This window comes from Candidatus Fukatsuia endosymbiont of Tuberolachnus salignus (assembly GCF_964030845.1).
Classification (GTDB): Bacteria; Pseudomonadota; Gammaproteobacteria; order Enterobacterales; family Enterobacteriaceae; genus Fukatsuia; species Fukatsuia symbiotica.
On the sequence record NZ_OZ034983.1, the window covers coordinates 1,904,696 to 1,928,417 of the forward strand.

The window sequence follows — 23,722 nt, forward strand, 5'->3', positions numbered from 1 at the left end:
GTGTTAAATTTTCTGGCATACCAGAGTATACTAGGCTCACCAACCCAAGTGGGTAGCTCATTAGGTGCATTTAGTCAGGAGATCCGGATGTTAAAGCGTGAAATGAACATTGCCGATTATGATAAAGAATTATGGCAGGCAATGGAGCAAGAGGTAGAGCGTCAGGAAGAGCATATTGAGTTGATTGCGTCTGAAAATTACACCAGTGCGCGGGTGATGCAGGCTCAGGGTTCACAGTTGACGAATAAATACGCTGAAGGTTATCCAGGCAAGCGTTACTATGGTGGTTGCGAATATGTCGACCTGGTCGAACAGTTGGCGATTGAGCGCGCCAAGCAATTGTTTGGTGCTGATTACGCGAATGTACAGCCGCATTCTGGTTCGCAAGCGAATGCGGCTGTTTATATGGCACTGCTTGAACCAGGTGATACCGTGCTGGGGATGAATTTGGCTCACGGTGGTCATCTGACTCATGGTTCACCCGTAAATTTTTCTGGCAAGCTTTATCATATCATTCCCTATGGTGTTGATGAGTCTGAAAAAATTGATTATCAGGAGCTGGCACATTTGGCTCGTACTCATAAACCAAAAATGATTATCGGTGGTTTTTCCGCCTATTCTGGTGTGATTGATTGGGCTAAAATGCGTGAAATTGCCGATAGCATCAACGCCTACTTATTTGTTGATATGGCTCATGTTGCGGGATTAGTGGCTACTGGAGTCTATGATACTCCGCTTCCTCATGCTCATGTTGTTACCACCACCACCCATAAAACGTTGGCGGGTCCACGCGGTGGTCTGATCCTTGCTAAAAGTAGAGCGAGTGTTGCTGCGTACGATGATAAAAGGCTAGATAGTGAAGCTCTCCACAAGAAGCTGAATTCTGCCGTATTCCCTGGTTCTCAGGGAGGGCCACTGATGCATGTGATTGCTGCTAAAGCTGTCGCGTTTAAAGAAGCATCGGAACCTGACTTTAAGACTTATCAGCAGCAAGTGGTTAAGAATGCCAAAGAGATGGTGAAGGTATTTCTGGAGCGGGGTTACAAAGTGGTTTCAGGTGGTACCGATAATCATTTGTTTTTGCTAAGTTTAGTGGGTAAAGAACTGACTGGTAAGGACGCCGATGCTGCCTTAGGTCACGCTAATATTACCGTCAACAAAAATGCGGTGCCTAACGATCCTCTTAGCCCATTTGTTACTTCGGGTATTCGCATTGGCACGCCAGCGATCACGCGTCGGGGTTTCAAAGAGACTGAATCTCGTGAATTAGCGGGTTGGATATGTGATATTTTGGACAATATCAAGAACGAAGGCGTTATCCAGGCAACTAAAGCAAAAGTTCTGGAGATTTGCAAAAAATTCCCAGTTTACGGCTGATTTTTCCAGGTATATTTTGTTGATGGAAAGAGTCTAAGGAGCGGACAGCTCCTTAGAACTTGTTCGAAATCAGGTTTCCTGTAATCCGAGTTTTTTCTCCAAATAGTGGATATTGGTGCTTCCCTGTTGAAAAGAGGGATCATCAATAATCCGCTTTTGCAACTCAATGTTGGTTTTGATGCCATCAATGATTAACTCGCCTAGTGCATTCCTCATGCGAGAGATAGCGACGTCACGATTTTCACCATAAGTAATAAGTTTGCCAATCATCGAATCGTAATAAGGTGGCACAGTATAACCTGCGTAAATATGTGAATCCCAACGTATGCCTAATCCGCCTGGTGCATGGAAACGCGTGATTTTACCGGGGCTGGGTAGAAAAGTGTTCGAATCTTCAGCGTTAATACGACATTCAATGGAATGACCAGAGATTTTTACGTCGTCTTGTTTCATGCTAAGTATTTGACCGGCAGCAATACGTAGCTGTTCTTTAATCATATCCACACCGGTTATCATTTCGGTGACTGGATGTTCAACCTGGATCCGAGTATTCATTTCAATAAAATAAAACTCCTCGTTTTCATAGAGGAATTCAAAAGTACCGGCACCACGATAGCCGATGTCAATACAAGCTTTTGCACAGCGTTTACCAATACGATGCCGCACACTGCTGAGAATACCAGGAGCTGGCGCTTCTTCGAGCACTTTTTGATGACGGCGTTGCATCGAACAATCACGTTCAGCCAAATAAATAGCGTTACCCTGGCCATCAGCTAGGATCTGAATTTCGATATGGCGTGGATTTTCAAGATATTTCTCCATATAAACACTATCGTTATTGAAAGCGGCTTTGGCCTCCGTACGGGTCAGGGTGATGGACTGTTCCAGGTTGGCCTCGCTACGCACCACACGCATTCCACGGCCGCCGCCCCCACCAGATGCTTTAATAATAATGGGATAGCCAATTTGTTTTGCAATCTTTTTATTTTGTTCTGTATCATCCTGCAATGAACCATCAGAACCAGGCACACAGGGGACACCGGCTTTTTTCATGGCAGTGATTGCCGACACTTTATCTCCCATCATACGAATAGCTTCTGGCTCGGGACCGATAAAAACAAATCCTGAACGTTCTACCCGTTCAGCAAAATCTGCATTTTCAGACAGGAAGCCATAGCCGGGATGAATGGCGTCCGCATTGGTGATCTCAGCGGCTGAAATGATCGCTGGAATGTTCAAATAACTTTGTGTTGAAAGCGCAGGACCAATACACACGCTTTCATCTGCCAGTAATACATGTTTTAGATCACGATCGGCAGTGGAATGAACCGCCACCGTGTGGATTCCGAGTTCTTGACAGGCTCGTAAGATACGTAACGCAATTTCACCTCGGTTGGCAATAACAATTTTCTTCAGCATAGATGCCTCTTTATTCGATGATGATAAGAGGTTGGTTATATTCAATCGGTTGTTCATTTTTTACTAAAATAGCTTTTACTGTACCGGCTTTATCTGATTCAATTTGGTTCATCATTTTCATTGCTTCAACAATGCACAGAGTCTGACCGACAGTCACTTGTTGTCCCACTTTAACGAACGCTTCCTCTCCTGGTCTTGGAGAGAGGTAGCCGATACCGACCATGGGTGAGCACACAATGTGACCACTAGTCGCAACCGATGCAGAGGGTTCAATTGCTGTGGGTCCTGTTGGGGTTACAGACATAGGCTGTTGTGCGGGTGTAGAAGGGGGTTGTTGCATCATGGGGTAATAGGGTGTTGCTGGCGTTCGATTGATGCGTACTGACCCTTCACCTTCTGAAATTTCCAATTCTGCAATGCCAGATTCTTGAACCAGTTCGATAAGCTTTTTAATTTTACGAATATCCATAAGTATGATTCCGTACTCTTTACATGTTGTAATTTAATGAGATGCTGATAAATGATTAGACTTCTTGCAAACCCTACTGTGTGTCAGGTGTCTTGAGTTCACATAACGAACTACGGTTTGCACGAAGTCTATTGACTGCCGCTTGTAAAGCAAAATGGTAGCCGTCTACCCCTAGCCCACAGATTACGCCAAGCGCAATATCGGAAAAATAGGAATGATGACGGAAAGTTTCACGGGCATACAGGTTAGACAGGTGGATTTCAATAAAAGGAATTTTTACCGCCAACAATGCATCACGCAGCGCGATACTGGTGTGGGTGAACGCAGCAAAATTAAGCAAAATAAAATCGGTGTTACCCCGTGCTTGATGAATTTTATCGATTAACGCTGGCTCTGCGTTCGCTTGCAAATGAGATAGCTGTACTTTCAGGCATCGTGCCTGTTCCTTTAATCGATCAACTACCTCTTCTAAAGTAGTAGCACCGTATTTTTCCGTTTCACGGGATCCGAGTAAATTCAAATTAGGCCCGTTCAGCAGCAAAATATGAAAATTATCTGACATTCTCTATCCTAATTATCATTCTGTCATTCTCAGCAATTTTTTGATTGTCTTCAAAATAACCCGATATGGCCGATTTGTCACCCCTTTACCATGAGATTGCTATAACAATCGGTGTTAAGGTCGAGCATTATAATGATATCGTAGCAATTAGCAGCAAAAGACTGCATTTATCAGCGAAGATATTTCATATGGTGCTTGTATACCCTTCGTCTTTCAAGTTACGGGGGTGTTGGCTGTTCGCACTCATCCCAGTCATGTACTACCTGTACACTCCTGGGATTCGATTGATTGCCGCCTTGCCGTAACTCGAAATTCATTGGGTATAAAACTTTGCCAATATTCCAAAATCGAGACGCACTGAGCACGATAAGCACTGGTTTCGAAAGTACTCTATTCTGAGCTACAATGTTTCTTCTTTTACTCATTGCAGGGAGTAATTTAAATGATCGATGGCGGGGTATCAATTCTAAAGCCTGTCCAATGGTGGACGATGGAGCCACAAAAACTGGCTACAAATATTACTGATTGGTTGCACGAACAAGGTTCGATGACGGAACGTTTTGAACGCTATTGCCGGAGTGTTACTGTCGAGCCACAGCAACAGCGTTTTATTACGCGGCAAGACTTGGGTAATGAGCAGGCACTGTTGCCAGAGAGTCAACGCTATTGGTTGCGGGAAGTGATTATGTATGGAGATGGCATGCCCTGGTTACAGGGGCGTACTGTGATCCCAGAGGAAACCTTCTCAGGCGTTCATGAAAAGTTATTGGATTTGGGTAGCACTCCGCTTGGACGCTATCTATTTAGAGATAATAAGTTAACCCGTGATTACATCCAAATTGGGCGACAGGATGATCTATGGGCGAGGCGCTCATTATTACGTTTATCCGGTAAGCCGTTATTACTGACGGAAGTTTTTTTATCGGCATCACCAATGTATCAAATATAATGCTACACAAATGGAAAGCGTATTGTCGTTTAATACGACTCGATAAACCCATTGGGTCATTACTCTTACTGTGGCCAACTTTGTCAGCGTTATGGTTAGCACAAAAAGGCGTGCCTGAGATAAAAATATTGCTCGTGTTTGTATTGGGTGTTTTCCTTATGCGCAGTGCTGGCTGCGTGATCAACGACTATGTTGATCGCTATATTGATGGTCATGTAAAACGCACTGCGGTGCGGCCTTTAGTCAGTGGTGCTGTCAGCGAAAAAGAGAGCAAAATTTTATTCGTTCTATTGCTGCTACTGGCTTTTACTTTGGTATTAACGCTAAACCTGATGACTATCGGCTTATCATTGGTTGCTTTGGTATTAGCCTGGATTTATCCGTTTATGAAACGTATCACCCAATTACCACAACTGGTATTGGGGATGGCGTTTAGCTGGTCGATTCCGATGGCATTCGCCGCGGTTAACAGTAGTCTACCCTGGGTTTGTTGGTTGTTATTGCTGGTGAATGTGTGTTGGACTGTGGCTTACGATACTCAATATGCCATGGTCGATCGTGACGACGATCTAAAAATTAATGTGAAATCCACAGCGATCCTATTTGGTCGATATAGCCAATTAATCATTGGGTTATTGCAACTGATAACGTTGCTACTGATGATGACACTGGGCTATGTAATGCAGTTTGGCAATCTCTATTATGGTGCGATTTTAGTTGCCGCTTTACTCTTTATTTATCAGCAAAAAATCATGTGGAAATCTGAGTCTGATCTCTATTTGCGCGCTTTTTTGAACAATAATTATGTGGGGTTAAGCCTGTTTCTTGGTATTTTCTTCAGTTACTGACGCCCGCCCAGAGGGGGGGCAGAAAGATCAATCGTCGAATAGACTCATCATTTCAGTTTCGTTGATAATTTTGATATTCAGTCTCTGCGCTTCTTGCAGTTTCTCGCCAGCAGCTAAACCCGCAATGACTAAATCGGTTTTACTCGAAATACAACTCTTGACTTCCGCGCCTAAGGCGCGTAGGCGATCTTTGGCATCACTACGGGTTAACATAGTTAAACGACCGGTTAATACTACGGTTTTACCTGCGAATGGACTATCAATTTTGGCGGCAGTATTTTCCATCGGTTCCGAGGCTTCCGGCCAACAGAGAATGGTTTCAAGTGCGGCAATAACCTGTTGATTATGTTTTTGCGCTAAAAAATGGATGATGTGTGCAGCATTCACCGTGCCCATATTGTGTACTTTTTTTAACACCTCAACATCAGCGGCTTGTAAATTTTCCAGATTGCGGAAATGTGTGGCCAGATTTACTGCCATCGCTTCGCCCACACCACGGATACCCAGCGCATAAAGAAAACGGGCAAACGTTGTTTGCTTCGTTTTGTCTAATGCGGAAATCAGATTTTGCGCCGATTTAGCACCCATCCTATCCAGTCCGATTAATTTTTCGACGGTTAAATGGAATAAGTCAGCGGGATGTTGCACATACTCTTTTTCTACCAATTGTTCGATTAATTCTTCACCTATACCTTCTATATCTAATGCTCGGCGAGAAACAAAATGTTTTATCGCCTTTTTACGTTGTGCAGCACAAGACAGTGCACCACTACAACGCGCGATGGCTTTACCTTCAATTCGCTCAATATCTGAACCACAAATTGGGCAACGCAAAGGAAAAATGATTTCTCGTGTATCTGTCGGTCGTGCATCGATTATCACGCTAACAATCTGTGGAATAACATCACCCGCACGCCGCACTATCACGGTATCACCGATACGTAAACCTAAGCGTTTTATCTCATCGGCATTATGTAAGCTCGCATTACTCACCACCACGCCCGCTATCTGAACAGGCTCTAACCGAGCGACTGGAGTGATAGCCCCCGTTCGCCCGATTTGAAATTCCACGTCATGCACTTGCGTCATTTTCTCTTGAGCCGGAAATTTAAACGCTGTTGCCCAACGGGGTGCTCGGGTGCCAAAACCTAATTGTTTTTGTAATGACAGATCATCAACTTTGATCACTAGGCCATCAATATCAAAACCTAAGCTATCCCGTTGTTGTTCAATCTGACGGTAAAAAGCGATAACTTGATCGCTGCTAATACAAAGTTTGGTGTGATCATTAACCGGTAAACCCCAGTTTTTAAATCGTAGTAGGCACTGCATATGGCTCTGTGGCAACAATCCCCCGTTCAATAATCCCACACTGTGGCAAAAAAATGCCAATGGTCGCTTAGCCGTGATACGAGGATCAAGTTGACGTAAAGAACCTGCTGCCAAATTACGTGGATTAGCGAAAACCTTATCCCCTTTGCGCCTTGCTTCTTCATTGAAGCGTATAAAATCGCGTTGCGGCATAAAAATTTCACCACGGATCTCGATTTTCTGTGGAATATCATCACCATGTAGACGTAACGGTATACTGCGAATGGTTTTTACATTACGCGTAACATTTTCTCCAATGTTACCATCGCCCCTGGTTGCTGCCTGCACCAATTCACCATTTTCATACAACAAACTGATCGCCACACCGTCTATTTTAAGTTCACAGCAGAAAGCCAGTTGCTCACTAATATTGAAGTATTTACTGTTTAAATTTTCATGTAACTGTTTATTAAAGGTTAAATAACTTTCTTCATTAAAGATGTTATCCAGTGATAACATCGGAACCACATGTGTCACCTGTTCGAACGTACTCAGCGGCGTTGCACCAACTCGCTGAGTCGGTGAATCCGCGCTGATAAATTCAGGGTATTCGGTTTCTAATTGACACAGTTCATTCATCAAACGATCATATTCTGCATCCGGTATTTCTGGGGTATCCAAAGCATGATACTGATGTTCATGACGGCGCAGTACAGTTCGTAGTTGATTGATTTGTTGAATTATCGGTTTCATAGTTAGCCAATTTCATCCAACACTTGACGGACACGCGCCTTATAGGTTTCCAGTTTCTGCGGTGTCATCATACGGTGTTCATCATCTTGCACTACGCCGCCAACATCATCAGCAATACGCTGAGCTGATTGCAACATGAGCTTAAAGTTTTGATGGGCGTCGCCATAAGAGGGCACTACCATAAAGAGCGAGATACCGGGCGTGGTAAAATTGGTCATAGCTCCAAGATCAAAAGATCCTGGTTTAACCATGTTTGCCAGACTAAATAATATCGCACCATTGCCCGCTGAATTGAAGTGGTGATGAAAGATATTCATCTTGCCAAAGCGGAAGCCCGCTTGAAGAATACTTTGCAATAGTGGCTCCCCTGCAATTAAACCACCCGGATGAGCTGCAACATTGAGTACCAGTACGGTTTCTTTCAATATTTCTTGCTCCGTTTCTGTTTTTTGCTCGGCTTTTGTTTCCTGTTTGGTTTCTCTAGCCGGTGCTGACGGTGTTGTTACAGTTTGTGGTATCGGTGGTGTAATTGGGTTATTTTCATTCGTCGATGCTGTTGGCATGGATGCAAGATTGTCCTCGATCCGTTGTAAAGTTGCCGAAGCTGTGGCCAATGAGACAGGATCCGCTTGACGAGAAGAGGGCGCAACCACACGCACTTCTCCTACACCTTCGTCAAACAGGATTTCTTTATCTTCCTGTCGTGGACGTTTACCCGGGCGATCGCGAAAAAATGAAGAACGTTCTTTACGGTTGATCCACAAGCCGTGCAACAACAAGGCGATTATGGCGCTCGAGCCAACAACGATTAATATCAGACGCAAATCTTGCATCATTAGAATCTCTACAATTTTTTGGGGTTTCCATAGATTGCCGCCAGGGCGTACATCCATCCTTTAACTCTTGTTGCCAACAGATCCACTACAGGTTTTGTTACTCTGTTACATAATCGAGCCGCTAAACAACAAGTCTAATGTACACCAGTACAAATCTGTGCTCAATTTTCTACTAACAAAAAAATTATACCCGTTGTTTGACGTATTACTCACATAACTTATGGCTAGCTAATGAAAAAGCTTACCGATATGATAGCCTAAGTTTCGATATTGTAGAGAATTAAGAGGCATGGTGAACATCATGGATGTCATCAAGAACGGTTGAACGATAAAAAGCGGCACTATTACACTAAAAACTTAAAAAACATTGATCTAAATAGTTCTTGTATAGACTAGATAAAGGTTTTTACCGCACTATGGTTGATTTAGCCCTCGGGGTTTAGTAGTTAACTGCCCCATTATTTTAATAGGTTTAACTCTACACTTTACATTAAACTTGATCCTTATAATATCAATCCAATAAGTTGAGAAAATATCATGTTCAAGCAAAAAGTTACTATTACCTCACCCAATGGTTTGCACACCCGCCCTGCTGCCCAATTTGTCAAAGAAGCGAAAAAATTTTCTGCTGAGATTACCATCACTACAGGCGATAAGACTGCCAATGCGAAAAGCTTATTTAAACTACAAATTTTGGATCTGAATCAAGGAACTGTCATGACTATCTCCGCTGAGGGTAAAGACGAAAAGGAGGCTGTGGAACACCTAGTAAAGCTAATGAGTGAGCTTGAATAAGAGAGCGCCATTTTTTTAAACCAGTATATGAGTAAGGTAAGGTATGACGTCAGGCATTTCAGTATCACCAGGTATTGCTTTCGGTAAAGCACTTTTGTTGCAAGAAGATGAAATTGTTCTCGATCGAGAAAAGATCTCGAGTGAACAAGTGGCAGAAGAAATCGCTGCTTTTAGGGCGGGTCGGGCGAAAGCTTGTGAGCAGCTGGCTGTGATTAAAAGCAAAGCGGTTGAAAGCTTGGGAGAAGAAAAAGCAGATATTTTCGCAGGCCATATCATGCTGTTAGAAGACGAAGAACTTGAGCAGGAAATTATTATCTTGATTAAGGAACAGCATATAACGGCAGGTGCTGCTGTTGACTCCGTGTTCCAAAAACAAGTAAAAGAGCAGCAGGAATTAGATAATGAATATCTCAGGGAACGTGCTGCCGATACGGCTGATCTTGGCAAACGCCTGCTAAGAAATATTCTTGGTTTGGCCATTGTCGATCTGGGTACTATTTCAGAAGAAGTGATCCTAGTAGCGACAGATTTGACGCCATCCGAAACTGCACAGCTTGATCTCAACAAGGTACTCGGTTTTGTTACCGACGTCGGCGGTTGTACTTCCCACACATCAATTATGGCACGCTCTTTAGAATTACCCGCGATTGTCGGCACGGGTGATATCAGTAAAAAAGTGAAAAATGATGATTATTTGATCCTCGATGCGATTAAAAACTGTATCTATATTAATCCAACCACTGAGGTGATCGCTCTGTTAACAAAGCAGAGGAATGACTATCTCTCGGAGAAAAATGCTTTAGCGCAAGGGAAAAATCTCCCTGCCATGACGCTGGATGGGCATCAGGTTGAAGTGGTAGCTAATATTGGTACCCCGCGTGATATTCCGATGGCTGAGCGCCATGGTGCAGAAGGTATTGGCCTGTATCGCACCGAATTTCTGTTTATGGATCGTGATAATCTGCCAACAGAAGAAGAACAGTTCATGGCATATAAAATTGTTGCAGAAGCGTTCGGTTCACAGCCAGTGATCATTCGCACTATGGATATCGGTGGTGATAAAAATTTGCCCTATATGAGGCTATCGAAAGAAGATAATCCCTTTTTAGGCTACCGGGCCATCCGTATTTATCTTGATCGCAGAGAGATCCTGCGTACTCAATTGCGTGCGATTTTACGTGCATCGGCTTTCGGTAAACTGCGTATTATGTTTCCGATGATTATCTCGGTTGAAGAAGTGCGTCAATTGCAAACAGAGCTTGCCGAGCTGAAAGAGCAATTGCAAAAAGAACGTCAGCTTTTCGATGAAAATATCGAAGTGGGCATTATGGTGGAAACACCGGCAGCTGCGGTTATTGCCGATCACTTAATAAGAGAAGTTGATTTTTTTAGTATTGGGACAAACGATTTAACTCAGTATACTTTGGCCGTCGATCGTGGTAACGAGCTGATTTCTGATCTCTACAAGCCAATGTCTCCAGCCGTCTTGCGCTTAATCAAACAGGTTATCGATGTTTCGCATGCCGCAGGTAAATGGACAGGTATGTGTGGCGAACTTGCAGGAGATAAATGCGCTACACTGTTGCTTCTTGGCATGGGACTGGATGAGTTTAGCATGAGTGCCCCTTCAATTCCGCGTATCAAACAAATCATTCGTAATACTCGTTTTGCAGATGTCAAAGCATTAGCAGAAGAAGCTCTTGCTCAAGCGACGGTGTCGGACGTAATGAAATTGATCAACGACTTTGTCGTAGCAAAAAAAGCTTAATACCGTTAATTTATGGAATATAACCCAAAATCAATAACTAGGAGAAAATCATGGGGTTGTTTGATAGACTAAAATCTCTGGTTTCAGATGATAAGAAAGACGACAGTACCATTGAGATTGTCACACCGTTGTCCGGAGAAATCGTTAATATTGAAGATGTACCCGACGTTGTTTTTGCTGAAAAAATCGTAGGCGATGGGATTGCCATTAACCCCACTGGCAATGAAGTGGTCGCTCCGGTTGATGGGGTTATTGGTAAAATTTTTGAGACTAATCATGCATTTTCTATCGAATCTGATGATGGTATTGAGATGTTTGTCCACTTTGGTATTGATACGGTTGAACTCAAAGGCGACGGTTTCACGCGTATTGCTAAAGAAGGCCAACGGGTTAAAAAAGGTGATGTTGTCATTACGTTCGATCTCGCCTTGCTGACAAAAAAAGCGAAATCTATTTTAACACCAGTGGTTATTTCCAACATGGATGAAATGAAAGGACTGATTAAACTCTCTGGCACTGTCATCGTGGGCAAGACACCCATTCTTCGCATCAAAAAATAAAAAATGAAGAAACATCACATTATGCAGAAGTAGATTGAATAAAAAATGTAGTCTGATAGGGAGCAGTAAAAAGTTATGGCTGAATGGGTTAGTGGCAAAGTCATTAATGTTGTGCATTGTGCGGGTAGTTTATACAGTATTAAAGTCACGGCGCCGGTAGATCCTTTTCTCCCCGGTCAATACGCTAAATTGGCGTTGAAGATTAATGAGAAACGGATACAACGTGCTTATTCTTACGTTAATGCTCCAAGTGATGATAATCTCGAGTTTTATCTGATTGACGTACCCCAAGGCGAACTTAGCCCTCACCTGTGTCGGTTATCGGCCGGAGCGGCGCTCATGGTGAGTAAACAAGCCGCTGGTTTTTTCGTTTTAAAGGAAATCCCCCAGTGTGATACCTTATGGATGCTGGCAACGGGTACGGGTATTGGCCCTTATTTGTCGATTTTGCAGGAAAAAAAGGATCTGGAACGCTTTAAGCATCTGGTGTTGGTACATTCTGTCAGATTAGGCTGTGATCTCAGCTATTTACCTTTGATGCAACGGCTTGAAGAGGAGTACAACGGCAAATTGCGTACCTGTGCCCTCGTTAGTAGAGAAAAATTCGTCGGCTCATTGCATGGACGTATACCCGCACTGATTGAAAATGATGCTCTGGAAAAAGCTGTGGGGTTAAAAATCGCTGCCAAAGACAGTCATGTCATGTTATGTGGTAATCCGCAAATGGTACGTGATACACAACAAATGCTGCAAGATATCCGCCAGATGAAAAAATATCTGAGGAGTAGTAAAGTAGGGCATATTAGTAGCGAACAATATTGGTAATTATCTGATAAAAATCAAGGTATCACTATGGTGTCAGCGACGAAGAAAAAGAGGGCGGCTGTGCTAGTCCTATTACTGCTAGTAGTGACAGCGAGTAGTGTTAGTGCCGATGCTGCTCTCGCCCATTCTGTCAATGCTGCTATCGCCAATCCTAATGCAGCCAATACCGTCGCCACCAGTATTAGCATCCATAGCAAATCCTCTACCGCACCTTATTTGCTTGCTAGTGCCCCGACTTTTGGTGTAACACTCATACAATTTCGTAAACACTATAACCAGACAAATCCAACACTACCAATCAATAAATTTCGAGCTGTCCATGAAAAAGGATCCCTTACCCCGTTCACACGAGCGGCCAGCAAAATTAATGAAAATCTCTATGCCTCGACTGTATTAGAAAACGGTAGCAGTAAAATCAAGACGTTACAAATAACTTACTTGCCCATCAACGGTGAAAAAGGAAAGGAAGCAAAATCAGTGGCGATCAGCTACATGGCGGCATTAATGCGTCAATTCCAGGCCAGGCTTTCTGTACAACAGAGCATCAGCGACATTGTAAATTTATTGGAACGTGGAAAAGGTGTTCATTTTTATGCTTATTCGGTGGGAGCCGTTCGTTATGTGGTAGTGGATAATGATAAAAAGGGGCTAACCTTTGCTGTTGAACCTGTTAAGCTGGTGCTGTCTGAACATGACAGCACCAGCTAATCACGGGATTTCTTGCGGCGCCTATTGTGTCAGGTAGATCCTGTATTGCGCGTTGTGTGAGTGGTGCAGTAGGTTTCGGACAGATCCTTAGATGGCAATCGGGGCTTTAATCGCTGGATGAGGATGATAGTCTTCGATGGTAAAATCATCGAAGCAATAATCAAATAACGATTCTTTTTTGTTTTTTATTACCAATTTAGGTAACGCGTGTGGCTTTCGGCTCAGTTGTAATCTTGCTTGTTCCAGATGATTGTTATAAAGGTGAACATCTCCTCCAGTCCAAACAAAATCCCCAACAGTGAGACCACACTGCTGAGCTATCATGTGTACCAGTAATGCGTAGCTGGCAATATTGAACGGCAAACCGAGGAAGACATCACATGAACGTTGGTACAATTGGCATGAAAGCACCTTGTTTACTACGTAAAACTGAAAAAAAGCATGACAAGGTGCTAACGCCATCTGCTCCAATTCGCCGACATTCCACGCGGAAACGATGAGACGGCGCGAGTCGGGATCACACTTCAATTGTTCAATCACTCTAGCAAGCTGATCAATTTGATGTCCATCAGCAGTGGACCAGGCACGCCATTGCTTGCCATATACTGGCCCAAGATCACCTTTTTCATCCGCCCATTCATTCCAGATGTTAACATTATTGTCTTTTAAAGACTTGATGTTGGTTTCACCTTTAAGAAACCATAACAGCTCATGTATGATGGAGCGTAGATGGCAACATTTAGTCGTTACCAGTGGAAAACCATTCTGTAGGTTAAAACGCATCTGATGCCCGAAGATTGATAACGTACCCGTACCGGTACGGTCAGTCTTCTCAGCGCCTTTGGTTAACACCTTGTTCATCAGATCCAGATACTGTTGCATATTACCTCACGAAAGTTACGGCTAAATACGGCGATACGCCCAAATCATCATTATCATACCCGCTAACACCATCGGCATAGAGAGAATTTGCCCCATGGTGATCAGCCCATCGAACAAACCGATTTGTGCATCTGGTTGACGAAAGTATTCGACAATAATACGAAAAAATCCATAACCTATTAGAAAAAAACCGGAAACACTGCCCATTGGACGTGGTTTTCTAATAAATAGATTCAGGAGGATAAATAGTACCAAGCCTTCAAGGATCATTTCATAGAGTTGTGATGGATGACGTGGTAAAAGACCGTATTGGTTGAATATGCTTTGCCAATCGGCATTGGTGGAAGCGATGGCGATATCTGCGTTACGGGAACCAGGGAATAACATTGCCCAAGGGGTGTTGGTTGTTACCCTACCCCAGAGTTCACCGTTAATAAAATTACCTAAACGACCCGCGCCCAAGCCAAAAGGGATCAGGGGAGCGACAAAGTCCGATACTTGCAAAAAATTGCGCTTGGTGTGTCGGGCAAACCACATCATGACACAGATAACCCCAATCAGCCCACCATGGAATGACATACCACCATCCCACACTTTAAACAAATAAAGCGGATTATCTAGAAAATATTCGAAATTATAAAACAATACATAACCAACACGACCACCGACAAAAACACCCAAAAAACCCGCATACAGTAGGTTTTCGACTTCTTCTTTGCTCCAACCACTATTTGGCTTATTTGCTCGGCGAACAGCAAGCCACATGGCAAAAATAAAGCCCGCCAGGTACATTAGACCATACCAGTGAAGGGAAATCGGACCGATGGAGAAAATGATCGGATCGAAGTCAGGAAACGCCAGATAGCTATTGCTCATCTATCACCCCGAAATGTCTGTTTTTACTCAATAAAATCAATGGAGTTGCATGATGACATGGCTCCGTTGGCTAGGGATGACGATTTCTAACAGATTAATCCTATTCGATATGCACATCGGACAAGGTCAGCGACTTTGTGTGCATCGAGTTTTCTCATCATATTGAGACGATGAGTTTCTACCGTTTTTTGGCTGATAGAGAGCTGATCAGCGATGATACGGTTACAAGCGCCCTCTGTGATGAGTTTAAGCACTTGCCGCTCGCGTGTAGTGAGTTTTTTATTTGGAATAAGTTGCGCATTTCTTGTTATGATTTTTCTGTCTGCAGCTGTTGTCGCTGGTGCGGTGCTTGTTGGAGCGGCGAGCCATGAAGGATCGCTATCAGGACATTGTTCCATCAATTGTTGTACCACATCCTCTTTTAGTTTGGGGTCAATATAACGTTTACCTAGCCTTACGGTATCCATTGCAGTAAGCAAAGTACGCTGTGGGCTGTTTTTTAGTACATAACCTAATGCACCATTGTTTAATATTGTGCTCGCGCAGTGTTCTTCTGTTCGTGCTGTGAATACGAGAATGCGCAACGAAGGCCAACGGCGTAGCAATTGCGTGATCACATCCTGTCCATGCATCCCTGGTAGTCCTAAATCAAGGATGATCATGTCCGGTTCTGTTTCAAGACATACACTATAAACCTCAAGCCCATTTTTTGCCTGACCAACGGTTTGATAATTTGGCAGGAGGTTGATGATGTTTTTTATCGCATCAATAATAAGCTCATGGTCATCAGCAATGACTACCTTGACTTTAGCTGTGAGATTCATAAATGCATTTCCTTTTCCTCGAGTTTTCCAAGAGCCCAGATTATAGTTTAGACTCTGTTACCAAACTGATTATCTGATCTAACTTTTCTATATCTTCCGGCGTTACCGTGTCACCATTGTGGATGCGCGCTTCCAATTTGCTGGTACTGTCCCAAAGTTCGGTTAATCCTGCTTGCCCTGCACAACCTTTTAATGTGTGGAGATAATGTGATAGCGCGGCGGGATCATCGATTGATTGAGCAACCTGCTGTATTAACGTCAATAATGCCTGATGTATTTTTAGGGTAAAGTTTTGATCAGTCAGATCTAATATTGACTTGGATGCTGACAGTTGGGGTGAAAGCACAATATCACGCTGCAACTGAAACTGTGCTGCTAAATCGAGCATCTCAGCCAATTGTGCCATAGTGACAGGTTTCGATAAATAGTCATTCATCCCGGCTTGCTGCACGCGCTCTTTTTCTGCCGGGCTGGCGTTTGCGGTGAGGGCGGTGATCATACAGGCTCTGTCCTTATTTTTCTCATCAGCACGCCAGCGAACAGTGGTTTCTAATCCATCTAATCCGAGCATGCGGATATCCATCAGAACCAAATCAAAATATTGTTGACGACCTAATTCAAGAGCGCGCTCACCGCTTTCAGCCAATTCGACGTGATGACCTAATTGAGTGAGCATCATTCCGGTAATATCACGGTTGGTTTCCGCGTCATCCACTAGCAGGATTTTCATCCGCCAGGGTTGTATTGGTAGTGCAGCTGGAGTTTGTGGTTGGTATTCAAAAAGGAGACGTTTGACACGTGCATAGAGGCGCCCTGGTAGATAGGCAAGTTCTGCATCAGAGAGATGTTCATTATCGTCATCCAGTAGACAGGTGATCCCCCAGGCTGTTAGCTGTGGATGCAACAGCGCAGGTGCCGCTAAACTGCCGCTGAAAACGAGGGAAGCACGTGTTTCGTTCAGTGGCAGTAGTAATGAAACACGGGTGCCCAAATCAGGCGTGCTTTGTAATTGCAAAGTGCCCTGCATCAGTTTGGCAAGATTACTGGCTATCGCCAGCCCCAACCCGGTTCCCTGACCATGAGTACCACTTTGAAAAAAAGGTTCGAATATTTTTTGCTGATTTGCGGCATCAATACCACAGCCAGTATCTTCAACAATAAAACACAGTTTATCGTTCTTACGTTTAACATGAAGGCTGATGTTACCCGATTCAGTAAATTTTACCGCATTACCTAATAAATTGATCAAAATTTGTCTTAAACGTAGGGCATCTAATTGCAATTTCAGAGGAACATCTTGACCAACCTGTGTATATAGGGTTAACGATTTAGTCGTTGCCGAACTTTGAATAGCCAGCATGACGTGATCTAACAACGGTAGTAGGGCGGTTTCCTCCAGTGCCAACATCATTTGACCCGATTCTATACGTGAAAAATCGAGTAAATCATTAATAATCCCCAACAAGGAAAGTGAACATAATCGCGCGGTATCTGCCAGTCTTGACTGGGCTGGACTCAGTGGCGTGTTTTGTAATAATTCGATGGCACCAAGCGAGCCGTTGAGAGGTGTGCGGATCTCGTGACTGATGGTTGTCAGATGCAGGCTTTTACGGCTACTAGCCTGTTCTGCCTCTTGTTTTGCCTCCGCCAGTTCCAAGGTACGTTCCTTCACTTTTAGTTCTAGGGTATCGTATTGCTCGTTGAGGGTATCTAACAGGTGATTATACGCTCGGGCGATGTGTCCCAACTCATCAGCACGGATTATGGGTAGCCGTGCATCCATCGCATCTGGGCCAGTGGCACCAATGATGTTAACAAAATTCGATAATGGGATAGCCAAGTAGTAGCGCAGTAGGAAAAACAGCGCCAGTGTGAGTAAGACTAAAATAGCCAGCGCGAAAGGTAATTGATGTAATGCTGGTTTTGCGGCTTCCCAGGCAAACCCGAGACGTGGGTAGATCACCAATTGTTGCCATCCTGGTCCCTTAAGCTGAGTGCGAAATATCAGGTAATCCTCGCTCTGTTGCCATCCATCATGCAGTTTTATTCTGCCCAACTGTTCGAGGATTTTATCGAGTTGTGCAGCAGGCGCAGCCTGTTGAGAAATGGGGAGGAGGTCACCGTTACTGTCCAGCAGTAGATTAATATCTTTTTGTTCTGTCGATTGACCATAAGAAAGTATACCGTTGAGCTTTAAGGCAAAGCCAGCCAGTATTCCGTTTTTACCACAGACAGCAACAGAAACATGCCATCCATTGTTGGGTGTATAGACTGGCGTTCCCCAAAAGACATTGCCATGGGTTGGAAAAGCAGGTAGCTGAAACAGTTCACGACGGCGTTTAGCAAGATAGTCTTTAGAGATTTTCTGTGGAGGCAGTAAGGCAATGCCCGTGCCGCGATTCATAATGAAGCTATCAAGATAATAGGTTTGATCGGCAGCACCATAAGCCTGAATAACCCAACAGTCATCGCTATTCTCTGGTGAAGTACAGCTTCCTGTTCTCACCAACGGGATATAAAAGCTGTCATAACTGTTAGAAGATTGTGGTAGGGGGGCCTCTTTCTGTGTCTGGTAATGTTCACGACGGTGAACAAGCAAATTAGCATCACGTTCTGCGCCTTCGAATTGCTGATTGCTTAAGTCAGCGCGTAGCATGGCAACATGTGTTAAATCTTCAATCAGGCGATGACGCGTGTTTTCAAACGAAAAAAAAGCATTGGTAGCAATGGATATTAACCATATTGCTACCAGTGTGGCGCCCAATAATAATGTCAACCTAGTGACCAGTGATGAGGTATTTCCCATAGAAAGTCATCCAATTCTTTTTATCAGTACGCCATAGGAGGTAATGGAGATCAAGGGTTAAGTGCATTTTGTTGCAAATTTTGGTATATTTAGAGCAAAATCAGGTAATTTATTACTAAGTTCAGGTCTTCTACCGATAGGGTAAGGTTTCATGTGATGAATAATACAAAAAGGCAGCGTAGGAGCCAGTATACTTAATGCTCGAAATATTGAAAATGCAACCGTTGATTACTAATATACTAGTAGTAGCCAGCTCCAATATGGTTCGCTTCGAAGTGGATGAAATTCAGGGTATGGCGAAAGATTTTGCCCATTCTATTTGTATTGGATTGTTTTTATTAGAAAAAAATGGCTTACCCGATACAGCATTACAACATGTCACCCTATTATTGGCATCGATAGAAGAGACTAAAGACTATGCTTTGCAGCTCGGTGAAGACGGCTGGTGGTTATGGCGGCGTTATGATTCTGACAGTAAAACCGATGAAGTGGCTGTTTTGTTAGAACAGCTGGTGGCGCTTAATCGCTATCTGGTTTCCCAGGTACCTATGGTGACGTCTTTTGGCGGAAAAAAAACAGGCGGGATCACGGCATGAAGAAAATTGCCGGCTTGATTTGTCTGCTATCAGGGTCATTGGTCTACGCACAGCCGATTAATTGGCAGGGTTCTCCTTTTTTTATTTACAGCAAAGGGATCACGGTTGCTAATTTATTGCAGGAACTCGGAAAAAACTACGGTATTCCGGTTATGGTTAGCCCTGAGATCACCGACAGCTTTAGTGGCAAGTTACAGGATAAAACCCCCGGAGAGATATTAGCCGAATTATCAGTCAAATATAATCTGACGTGGTATTCCGACGGCGATGTGCTTTATGTTTATAAAACACAGGAAGTGAGAAAAGAAATCATCTCGCCAGAAGGTTTGTCCATGACCACTTTGATCAACTATCTCAAAAAAAGTGGTTTATCCGATGGAAAAAATTGCGCTATAAGGGCTGTCTCTCCGCTCAATGCCCTCGAAGTTAGCGGGGTTCCTGTGTGTATTGAACGTGCTTCCCGCTTAACGAAACTCCTTAATGAACAGGTGCGTGAGCACGGCAATAATAAAGAAGCGGTAAAAGTCTTCACGCTTAAATATGCCTCGGCAACAGATTCAGATTATCAATATCGCGATCAACAAGTTAAAGTGCCAGGCCTGGTCAGTGTTTTACGTGAGATGAGCGCCTCAAGTAGTTTGCCTATGGGTAGTATGGCGGCTGCCGCTACTGATGGTGTGAAGGCCCAAAGCACAGGATTGCCTCTTTTCTCGGCGGATCCACGGCAGAATGCGATTATTGTCCGCGATCGTCAGCTGAACATGCCGATCTACCAAAGTCTGATTAATCAACTGGATGTACGTCCGATTGAAATAGAAATTTCTGTTGCTATCATTGACGTCGATGCCGCCAACATCAACCAGCTGGGGATTGATTGGGCAGCGTCCGCCTCTTTAGGGGGGGGCAAAATCTCTTTCAATAGCAGCTTAATGCCGCAAGGCGGTAATGGTTTTTCTACTGTCATTGGTAATACCGGTAATTTTATGGTGCGTCTCAATGCATTACAGCAAAATTCTCGGGCTAGGGTATTATCTCGGCCTTCTATTGTTACGCTGAATAATATTCAGGCGGTGCTGGATAAAAACATCACTTTTTATACAAAATTACAAGGCGATAAAGTAGCAAAACTTGAGTCTGTGACTTCCGGCTCTTTGTTGCGAGTCACGCCACGTATGATTAACGATAACGGTCAACAAGAGGTACTACTTAATCTGAATATTCAGGATGGGGTACAAAAAGCGTCGGAGATCGTTAATGAACCCTTACCACAAATACAAAAATCTGAAATATCGACCCAAGCGACCTTAAGGGTGGGGCAGAGTTTACTGTTGGGTGGCTTTATTCAGGATAAACAAAGTGAAATACAAAACAAAATTCCATTATTGGGCGATATTCCTTTAATCGGTGGATTATTCCGTAGTACCGATAAACAATCACATAGCGTAGTCAGACTTTTCTTAATTAAAGCAGTACCGGTTAACACGGGGCATTAAAATGAATGCACAGCTGAAAGTGCGTCTGTTAAACGGGGAGCTCAATGGGCGTGAAGTTCGTTTGCCTGCCGGAGATTTTACGCTCGGAGAACAAGGATGTGATGTCCTCCTGCCTTTACAAAAAGGCGAGATCCTGATCCTGAAAGTCGCAGAAAATCAGGTTTTCATGCAAGCGCCAGGGCGTGTTTGGGTCAATGGTCGCGTTTTCGATGTAAAAAATGCGCTGCCTTTGCACCAAGTGATCGAAGCGTCTGGTGTCATGATGGTGTTAGGTGAGCATAACGATACGTTGAGTGGGATCAGTATCCCCTCAAGTTCTGGGCGGGGATCGTTGCTGTTGCTATCGGGCTGTGCATTGTTGCTATTGCTGGTCGTCTCCATCGGTTTATTTTGGTTATCTGGCCATCATAAAGTTGACGAGTCGGATCAACCGACAGGTATCGAAAGTCAATTGGCACATCAACTTCAGTTGCTGAAATTGAAAGATATTAAAAGTAGCTGGCAGCCTGATGGCAGTGTACAACTGAGTGGCTACTGCTTATCTTCCGAAGCTATGCGGCGGCTGCAAAATTTTTTGACGATGAATGCGGTGGTATACCGTAACGAACTGGTTTGCGATGATCATCTGATTGTCAGTGTTAGCGATGTGTTACGTCAATATGGGTATCAGGACGCCGAGGTAAGCGAAGGTAATCAACCGGGTCGTGTGACCATTCACGGCACCATTCAGGCGGGTCCCCAGTGGAAAAAGGTACAGGATGTGCTAACGGCGATGCCTGGATTACAAGGATGGAACGTTATCAACCATGATGGAGAATTGTTGCAATTACTGGTTGGTAAATTACGGTCTTCAGGATTGTTGGGTTACCTCAGCTTGACACAAAATAAAAAAAATATTGTCATCAGTGGGCAACTTTCTGGCGAACAGCAGCAAAAACTCAACAACATATTGACCGTCGTTCATCAGGAACAACCTGATTTCCTGCCGATCGTTTATCAAAATATTCCTGCGTCAGACCAATCTAAACAATTACTTCCCGCGGAAATTGTCAGTTATGGTGGCAATCAGGAATCTGCATTTATGGAATTGGCGAACGGTTTGCGTTTACAGCAAGGCACGATTTTACCGAATGGTTATAAAGTTATTTTTCTCAGTGCTCATGGTATTCAATTAATGAGAGGAAATAATCTGGTGCACATCCCACTTGATTTTTAATTTTTTGGAGTAATGATTACCATGCCACGTATTACGGATCTTGAACGTTGTATCAAATCTAATCCAGAACAAACTCAGGCCAAGCTGGATGAATTAATACAAGCGCTGATCGAATTAAAAAAAGTTATTACAATACCGGAAAAACCTGAGATTCAAAAAGAATATTGTCAACTTGCCGAAGCAGTTCTCAGTGCTAAAAAGATAATTGAGACATTGGAATACCGTTATCACAAAAAATCTTAAAAAAAATATCATTTTGGCTAATTTCGGTTAGAAAGCGTAGAAAAGTGAAAGACAGGAAAAAAATTGTTGACTAGGATGTGTTTATAGCAGATATAAATTATACAAATTGGTATCAGGAGGCAAATATGACAAACACAGAGCAGTTTGAATCTACTTTGCACGTGATGAAAATTCAGTATGAAAAAATAAAAAAAGATTATAAAAAATTTAAAAAGTTACAACAAGAAATATCTTCTCTGGATGCAAGGGCTGCTCATGATCCTGAAGCGAAAAGGAAATTAGCTGAATTAGCAGTAACCTATCCCGATGGTTTTAAGAAAGAACGGGAAGCACTTAAAGTTGTTGTAGCGAATTTTAAAAATCAAACTAATCAGTTGAAAACAAAAATAAACAATATTCGATTATCAATGATGTAAATCAGAGGGGATAAGATTATGGCTTCTACAATGTTACCTGGTTATGCACCACTACCTTATGAACTACCTTCTACACCAAATAGCAATAGAGCGACTTCTCCTTCTGGACTTACACCGGGTGCCGGAAATAGTGGGAAATTGACAGCTGGGATTAATGATTTTACTAACGAATTTTTACAATCTATAGAAGACTGTGGTTTATTGCTAGCAGCCGCTGCGGAAGCATATGGACTGATGGAACAGCAAAACAAATTGGGAGCTGAACAACTTGCAGCGATGCAGAGCAGATCAAAAATAGTGGATGAGGCTCAAGAAGAGGCGAATAATATTAACGTGGATATTAACACTCTGAGTGGTGGTAAAGATCCTACCAAAGACACCCTAGTATTGCCAGATGACATACGTCAAGCTTTACGTGATTTGCATCTTACCGTCAATAATCAGAGTATTGATGACTATATAAAGGGATTAAAAACCGATGGTAAGCTGAATAAAGGTCAACTTGAGGCAATAAAAGCATCGTTGGATAACATGGTGACACGTAATAATAGTCAGGTCACCAGTGATAATTTGCAGATACAAAAAATCACTCAGGTTTATCAAATGCTAGTGGGTTTCATTAATAAACAACAATCTGATAATAACGACTTACTTAAGACGATATGGCGTTAATATAGATTTGCTGAAACACATTCTCCATAGTTGGTGATTAATATAGGAACTGATAGACTATGAGTGATCAACACAATGAGGCATTAATTAATTTTATGCGCCGTGGTGGCTCTCTACATGTATTAGCGGATAGAGCACCGGAAGACTTAGCATTATTATATCGATACTGTATTCAGTTATGTGAAGGGGACGAATATGAAAATGCCAAAGTATTATTGACTTTATTGGTGCATTTGGATCATCACAATTTTTCATATTGGCAAACATTAGGTCAATGCTATAAACAGACTTGTGATTACCATCAAGCCATTTATTGTTTCAGCAGATCAGGGCAAATATGTGTTGACGATCCTCGACCGTCTTGTTTGGCAGGTGAGTGTTATCTTGCCTGTAGTAACCAGGCTTATGCAGAAAAAGCGTTCCGGGCTGCTTTAAATTGGTGCTGTGTTCATCCTGAAATGAATGATATTCGGGTACGCGCAGAAAATGGATTGGCGAGTTTGACACTAGAGGTATGA

Annotated in this window: 24 protein-coding genes; 15 read left to right on the plus strand and 9 right to left on the minus strand. The window is 43.2% G+C overall.

The window, feature by feature from the left end; all coding sequences use genetic code 11:
* Positions 1 to 87 precede the first annotated feature (87 nt).
* Complete coding sequence (glyA, locus tag AAHH42_RS09150; protein WP_342220967.1) at positions 88 to 1,377, plus strand: serine hydroxymethyltransferase; 1,290 nt, start codon at positions 88 to 90, stop codon at positions 1,375 to 1,377.
* 69 nt (positions 1,378 to 1,446) lie between these two features.
* Here glyA and accC read toward each other — a convergent pair whose 3' ends face one another.
* The 3 genes from accC to aroQ all read right to left on the minus strand — a co-directional run bounded on the left by accC (position 1,447) and on the right by aroQ (position 3,827).
* Positions 1,447 to 2,796: an acetyl-CoA carboxylase biotin carboxylase subunit gene (gene accC / locus AAHH42_RS09155; RefSeq protein ID WP_072550201.1), complete on the minus strand. Its 1,350-nt coding sequence runs from the start codon at positions 2,794 to 2,796 to the stop codon at positions 1,447 to 1,449.
* A gap of 10 nt (positions 2,797 to 2,806) precedes the next feature.
* A complete protein-coding gene (accB, locus tag AAHH42_RS09160; RefSeq protein WP_072550202.1) occupies positions 2,807 to 3,265 on the minus strand; it encodes an acetyl-CoA carboxylase biotin carboxyl carrier protein in 459 nt (152 codons plus the stop codon).
* Between the two features lie 73 nt (positions 3,266 to 3,338).
* Positions 3,339 to 3,827: a type II 3-dehydroquinate dehydratase gene (gene aroQ, locus AAHH42_RS09165; protein ID WP_072550203.1), complete on the minus strand. Its 489-nt coding sequence runs from the start codon at positions 3,825 to 3,827 to the stop codon at positions 3,339 to 3,341.
* A gap of 442 nt (positions 3,828 to 4,269) precedes the next feature.
* On the opposite strand from aroQ, the gene ubiC reads away from it, so the two are divergent.
* Positions 4,270 to 4,776 carry a chorismate lyase gene (gene ubiC, locus AAHH42_RS09170; RefSeq protein ID WP_072550204.1) on the plus strand — a complete coding sequence of 169 codons (507 nt, stop codon included), beginning with the start codon at positions 4,270 to 4,272 and terminating at the stop codon, positions 4,774 to 4,776.
* Positions 4,776 to 5,624: a 4-hydroxybenzoate octaprenyltransferase gene (gene ubiA / locus AAHH42_RS09175; RefSeq protein WP_072550205.1), complete on the plus strand. Its 849-nt coding sequence runs from the start codon at positions 4,776 to 4,778 to the stop codon at positions 5,622 to 5,624. Before ubiC ends, ubiA begins: the two co-directional genes overlap by 1 nt.
* Before the next feature lie 27 nt (positions 5,625 to 5,651).
* Here ubiA and ligA read toward each other — a convergent pair whose 3' ends face one another.
* Positions 5,652 to 7,688, minus strand: a complete 2,037-nt coding sequence (ligA, locus tag AAHH42_RS09180; protein ID WP_072550206.1) for an NAD-dependent DNA ligase LigA — start codon at positions 7,686 to 7,688, stop codon at positions 5,652 to 5,654.
* A gap of 2 nt (positions 7,689 to 7,690) precedes the next feature.
* Positions 7,691 to 8,524, minus strand: coding sequence for a cell division protein ZipA (gene zipA / locus AAHH42_RS09185; protein WP_072550250.1), 834 nt, complete (start codon positions 8,522 to 8,524; stop codon positions 7,691 to 7,693).
* A 537-nt stretch (positions 8,525 to 9,061) separates the two neighbouring features.
* Here zipA and AAHH42_RS09190 point away from each other — a divergent pair.
* The 5 genes from AAHH42_RS09190 (at position 9,062) to AAHH42_RS09210 (ending at position 13,180) form a co-directional block, all read left to right on the plus strand.
* Complete coding sequence (locus AAHH42_RS09190) at positions 9,062 to 9,319, plus strand: HPr family phosphocarrier protein (RefSeq protein ID WP_072550207.1); 258 nt, start codon at positions 9,062 to 9,064, stop codon at positions 9,317 to 9,319.
* A gap of 43 nt (positions 9,320 to 9,362) precedes the next feature.
* On the plus strand, positions 9,363 to 11,087 hold the full coding sequence (gene ptsI / locus AAHH42_RS09195; protein ID WP_342220968.1) for a phosphoenolpyruvate-protein phosphotransferase PtsI: 1,725 nt from the start codon (positions 9,363 to 9,365) through the stop codon (positions 11,085 to 11,087).
* A 50-nt stretch (positions 11,088 to 11,137) separates the two neighbouring features.
* Positions 11,138 to 11,647 carry a PTS glucose transporter subunit IIA gene (gene crr / locus AAHH42_RS09200; protein WP_342220969.1) on the plus strand — a complete coding sequence of 170 codons (510 nt, stop codon included), beginning with the start codon at positions 11,138 to 11,140 and terminating at the stop codon, positions 11,645 to 11,647.
* Between the two features lie 75 nt (positions 11,648 to 11,722).
* The gene (gene fpr, locus AAHH42_RS09205) at positions 11,723 to 12,472 is read left to right on the plus strand and encodes a ferredoxin--NADP(+) reductase (protein WP_072550210.1); all 750 of its coding nucleotides are present in this window, start codon (positions 11,723 to 11,725) and stop codon (positions 12,470 to 12,472) included.
* A 27-nt stretch (positions 12,473 to 12,499) separates the two neighbouring features.
* The gene (locus tag AAHH42_RS09210; RefSeq protein WP_072550211.1) at positions 12,500 to 13,180 is read left to right on the plus strand and encodes a DUF1454 family protein; all 681 of its coding nucleotides are present in this window, start codon (positions 12,500 to 12,502) and stop codon (positions 13,178 to 13,180) included.
* Between the two features lie 87 nt (positions 13,181 to 13,267).
* On the opposite strand, the gene thyA is transcribed toward AAHH42_RS09210, so the two are convergent.
* The 4 genes from thyA to AAHH42_RS09230 form a co-directional block, all read right to left on the minus strand.
* Positions 13,268 to 14,062 (minus strand): thymidylate synthase, encoded by a 795-nt coding sequence (gene thyA / locus AAHH42_RS09215; protein ID WP_072550212.1) that lies wholly within the window; start codon positions 14,060 to 14,062, stop codon positions 13,268 to 13,270.
* A 21-nt stretch (positions 14,063 to 14,083) separates the two neighbouring features.
* The gene (gene lgt, locus AAHH42_RS09220) at positions 14,084 to 14,938 is read right to left on the minus strand and encodes a prolipoprotein diacylglyceryl transferase (RefSeq protein WP_072550213.1); all 855 of its coding nucleotides are present in this window, start codon (positions 14,936 to 14,938) and stop codon (positions 14,084 to 14,086) included.
* Positions 14,939 to 15,024: 86 nt separating this feature from the next.
* Entirely contained in the window at positions 15,025 to 15,762 is a 738-nt protein-coding gene (locus AAHH42_RS09225) for a response regulator (protein WP_342220970.1), read from the minus strand.
* A 40-nt stretch (positions 15,763 to 15,802) separates the two neighbouring features.
* A complete protein-coding gene (locus AAHH42_RS09230) occupies positions 15,803 to 18,568 on the minus strand; it encodes a two component system sensor kinase (protein ID WP_072550215.1) in 2,766 nt (921 codons plus the stop codon).
* A gap of 197 nt (positions 18,569 to 18,765) precedes the next feature.
* Between AAHH42_RS09230 and AAHH42_RS09235 the strand changes: the two genes are divergently transcribed.
* From AAHH42_RS09235 to AAHH42_RS09265, 7 genes are all read left to right on the plus strand, one after another.
* Entirely contained in the window at positions 18,766 to 19,164 is a 399-nt protein-coding gene (locus AAHH42_RS09235; protein WP_072550216.1) for a type III effector, read from the plus strand.
* Positions 19,161 to 20,657 carry an EscC/YscC/HrcC family type III secretion system outer membrane ring protein gene (locus AAHH42_RS09240; protein ID WP_342220971.1) on the plus strand — a complete coding sequence of 499 codons (1,497 nt, stop codon included), beginning with the start codon at positions 19,161 to 19,163 and terminating at the stop codon, positions 20,655 to 20,657. Before AAHH42_RS09235 ends, AAHH42_RS09240 begins: the two co-directional genes overlap by 4 nt.
* A 1-nt stretch (position 20,658) precedes the next feature.
* The gene (gene sctD, locus AAHH42_RS09245) at positions 20,659 to 21,873 is read left to right on the plus strand and encodes a type III secretion system inner membrane ring subunit SctD (protein ID WP_072550218.1); all 1,215 of its coding nucleotides are present in this window, start codon (positions 20,659 to 20,661) and stop codon (positions 21,871 to 21,873) included.
* A gap of 21 nt (positions 21,874 to 21,894) precedes the next feature.
* Positions 21,895 to 22,116 carry an EscE/YscE/SsaE family type III secretion system needle protein co-chaperone gene (locus tag AAHH42_RS09250; RefSeq protein WP_072550251.1) on the plus strand — a complete coding sequence of 74 codons (222 nt, stop codon included), beginning with the start codon at positions 21,895 to 21,897 and terminating at the stop codon, positions 22,114 to 22,116.
* A gap of 125 nt (positions 22,117 to 22,241) precedes the next feature.
* Positions 22,242 to 22,532 carry a hypothetical protein gene (locus AAHH42_RS09255; RefSeq protein ID WP_072550219.1) on the plus strand — a complete coding sequence of 97 codons (291 nt, stop codon included), beginning with the start codon at positions 22,242 to 22,244 and terminating at the stop codon, positions 22,530 to 22,532.
* Between the two features lie 18 nt (positions 22,533 to 22,550).
* Positions 22,551 to 23,204 carry a hypothetical protein gene (locus AAHH42_RS09260; RefSeq protein WP_342220972.1) on the plus strand — a complete coding sequence of 218 codons (654 nt, stop codon included), beginning with the start codon at positions 22,551 to 22,553 and terminating at the stop codon, positions 23,202 to 23,204.
* A gap of 59 nt (positions 23,205 to 23,263) precedes the next feature.
* Complete coding sequence (locus AAHH42_RS09265; RefSeq protein WP_342220973.1) at positions 23,264 to 23,722, plus strand: CesD/SycD/LcrH family type III secretion system chaperone; 459 nt, start codon at positions 23,264 to 23,266, stop codon at positions 23,720 to 23,722.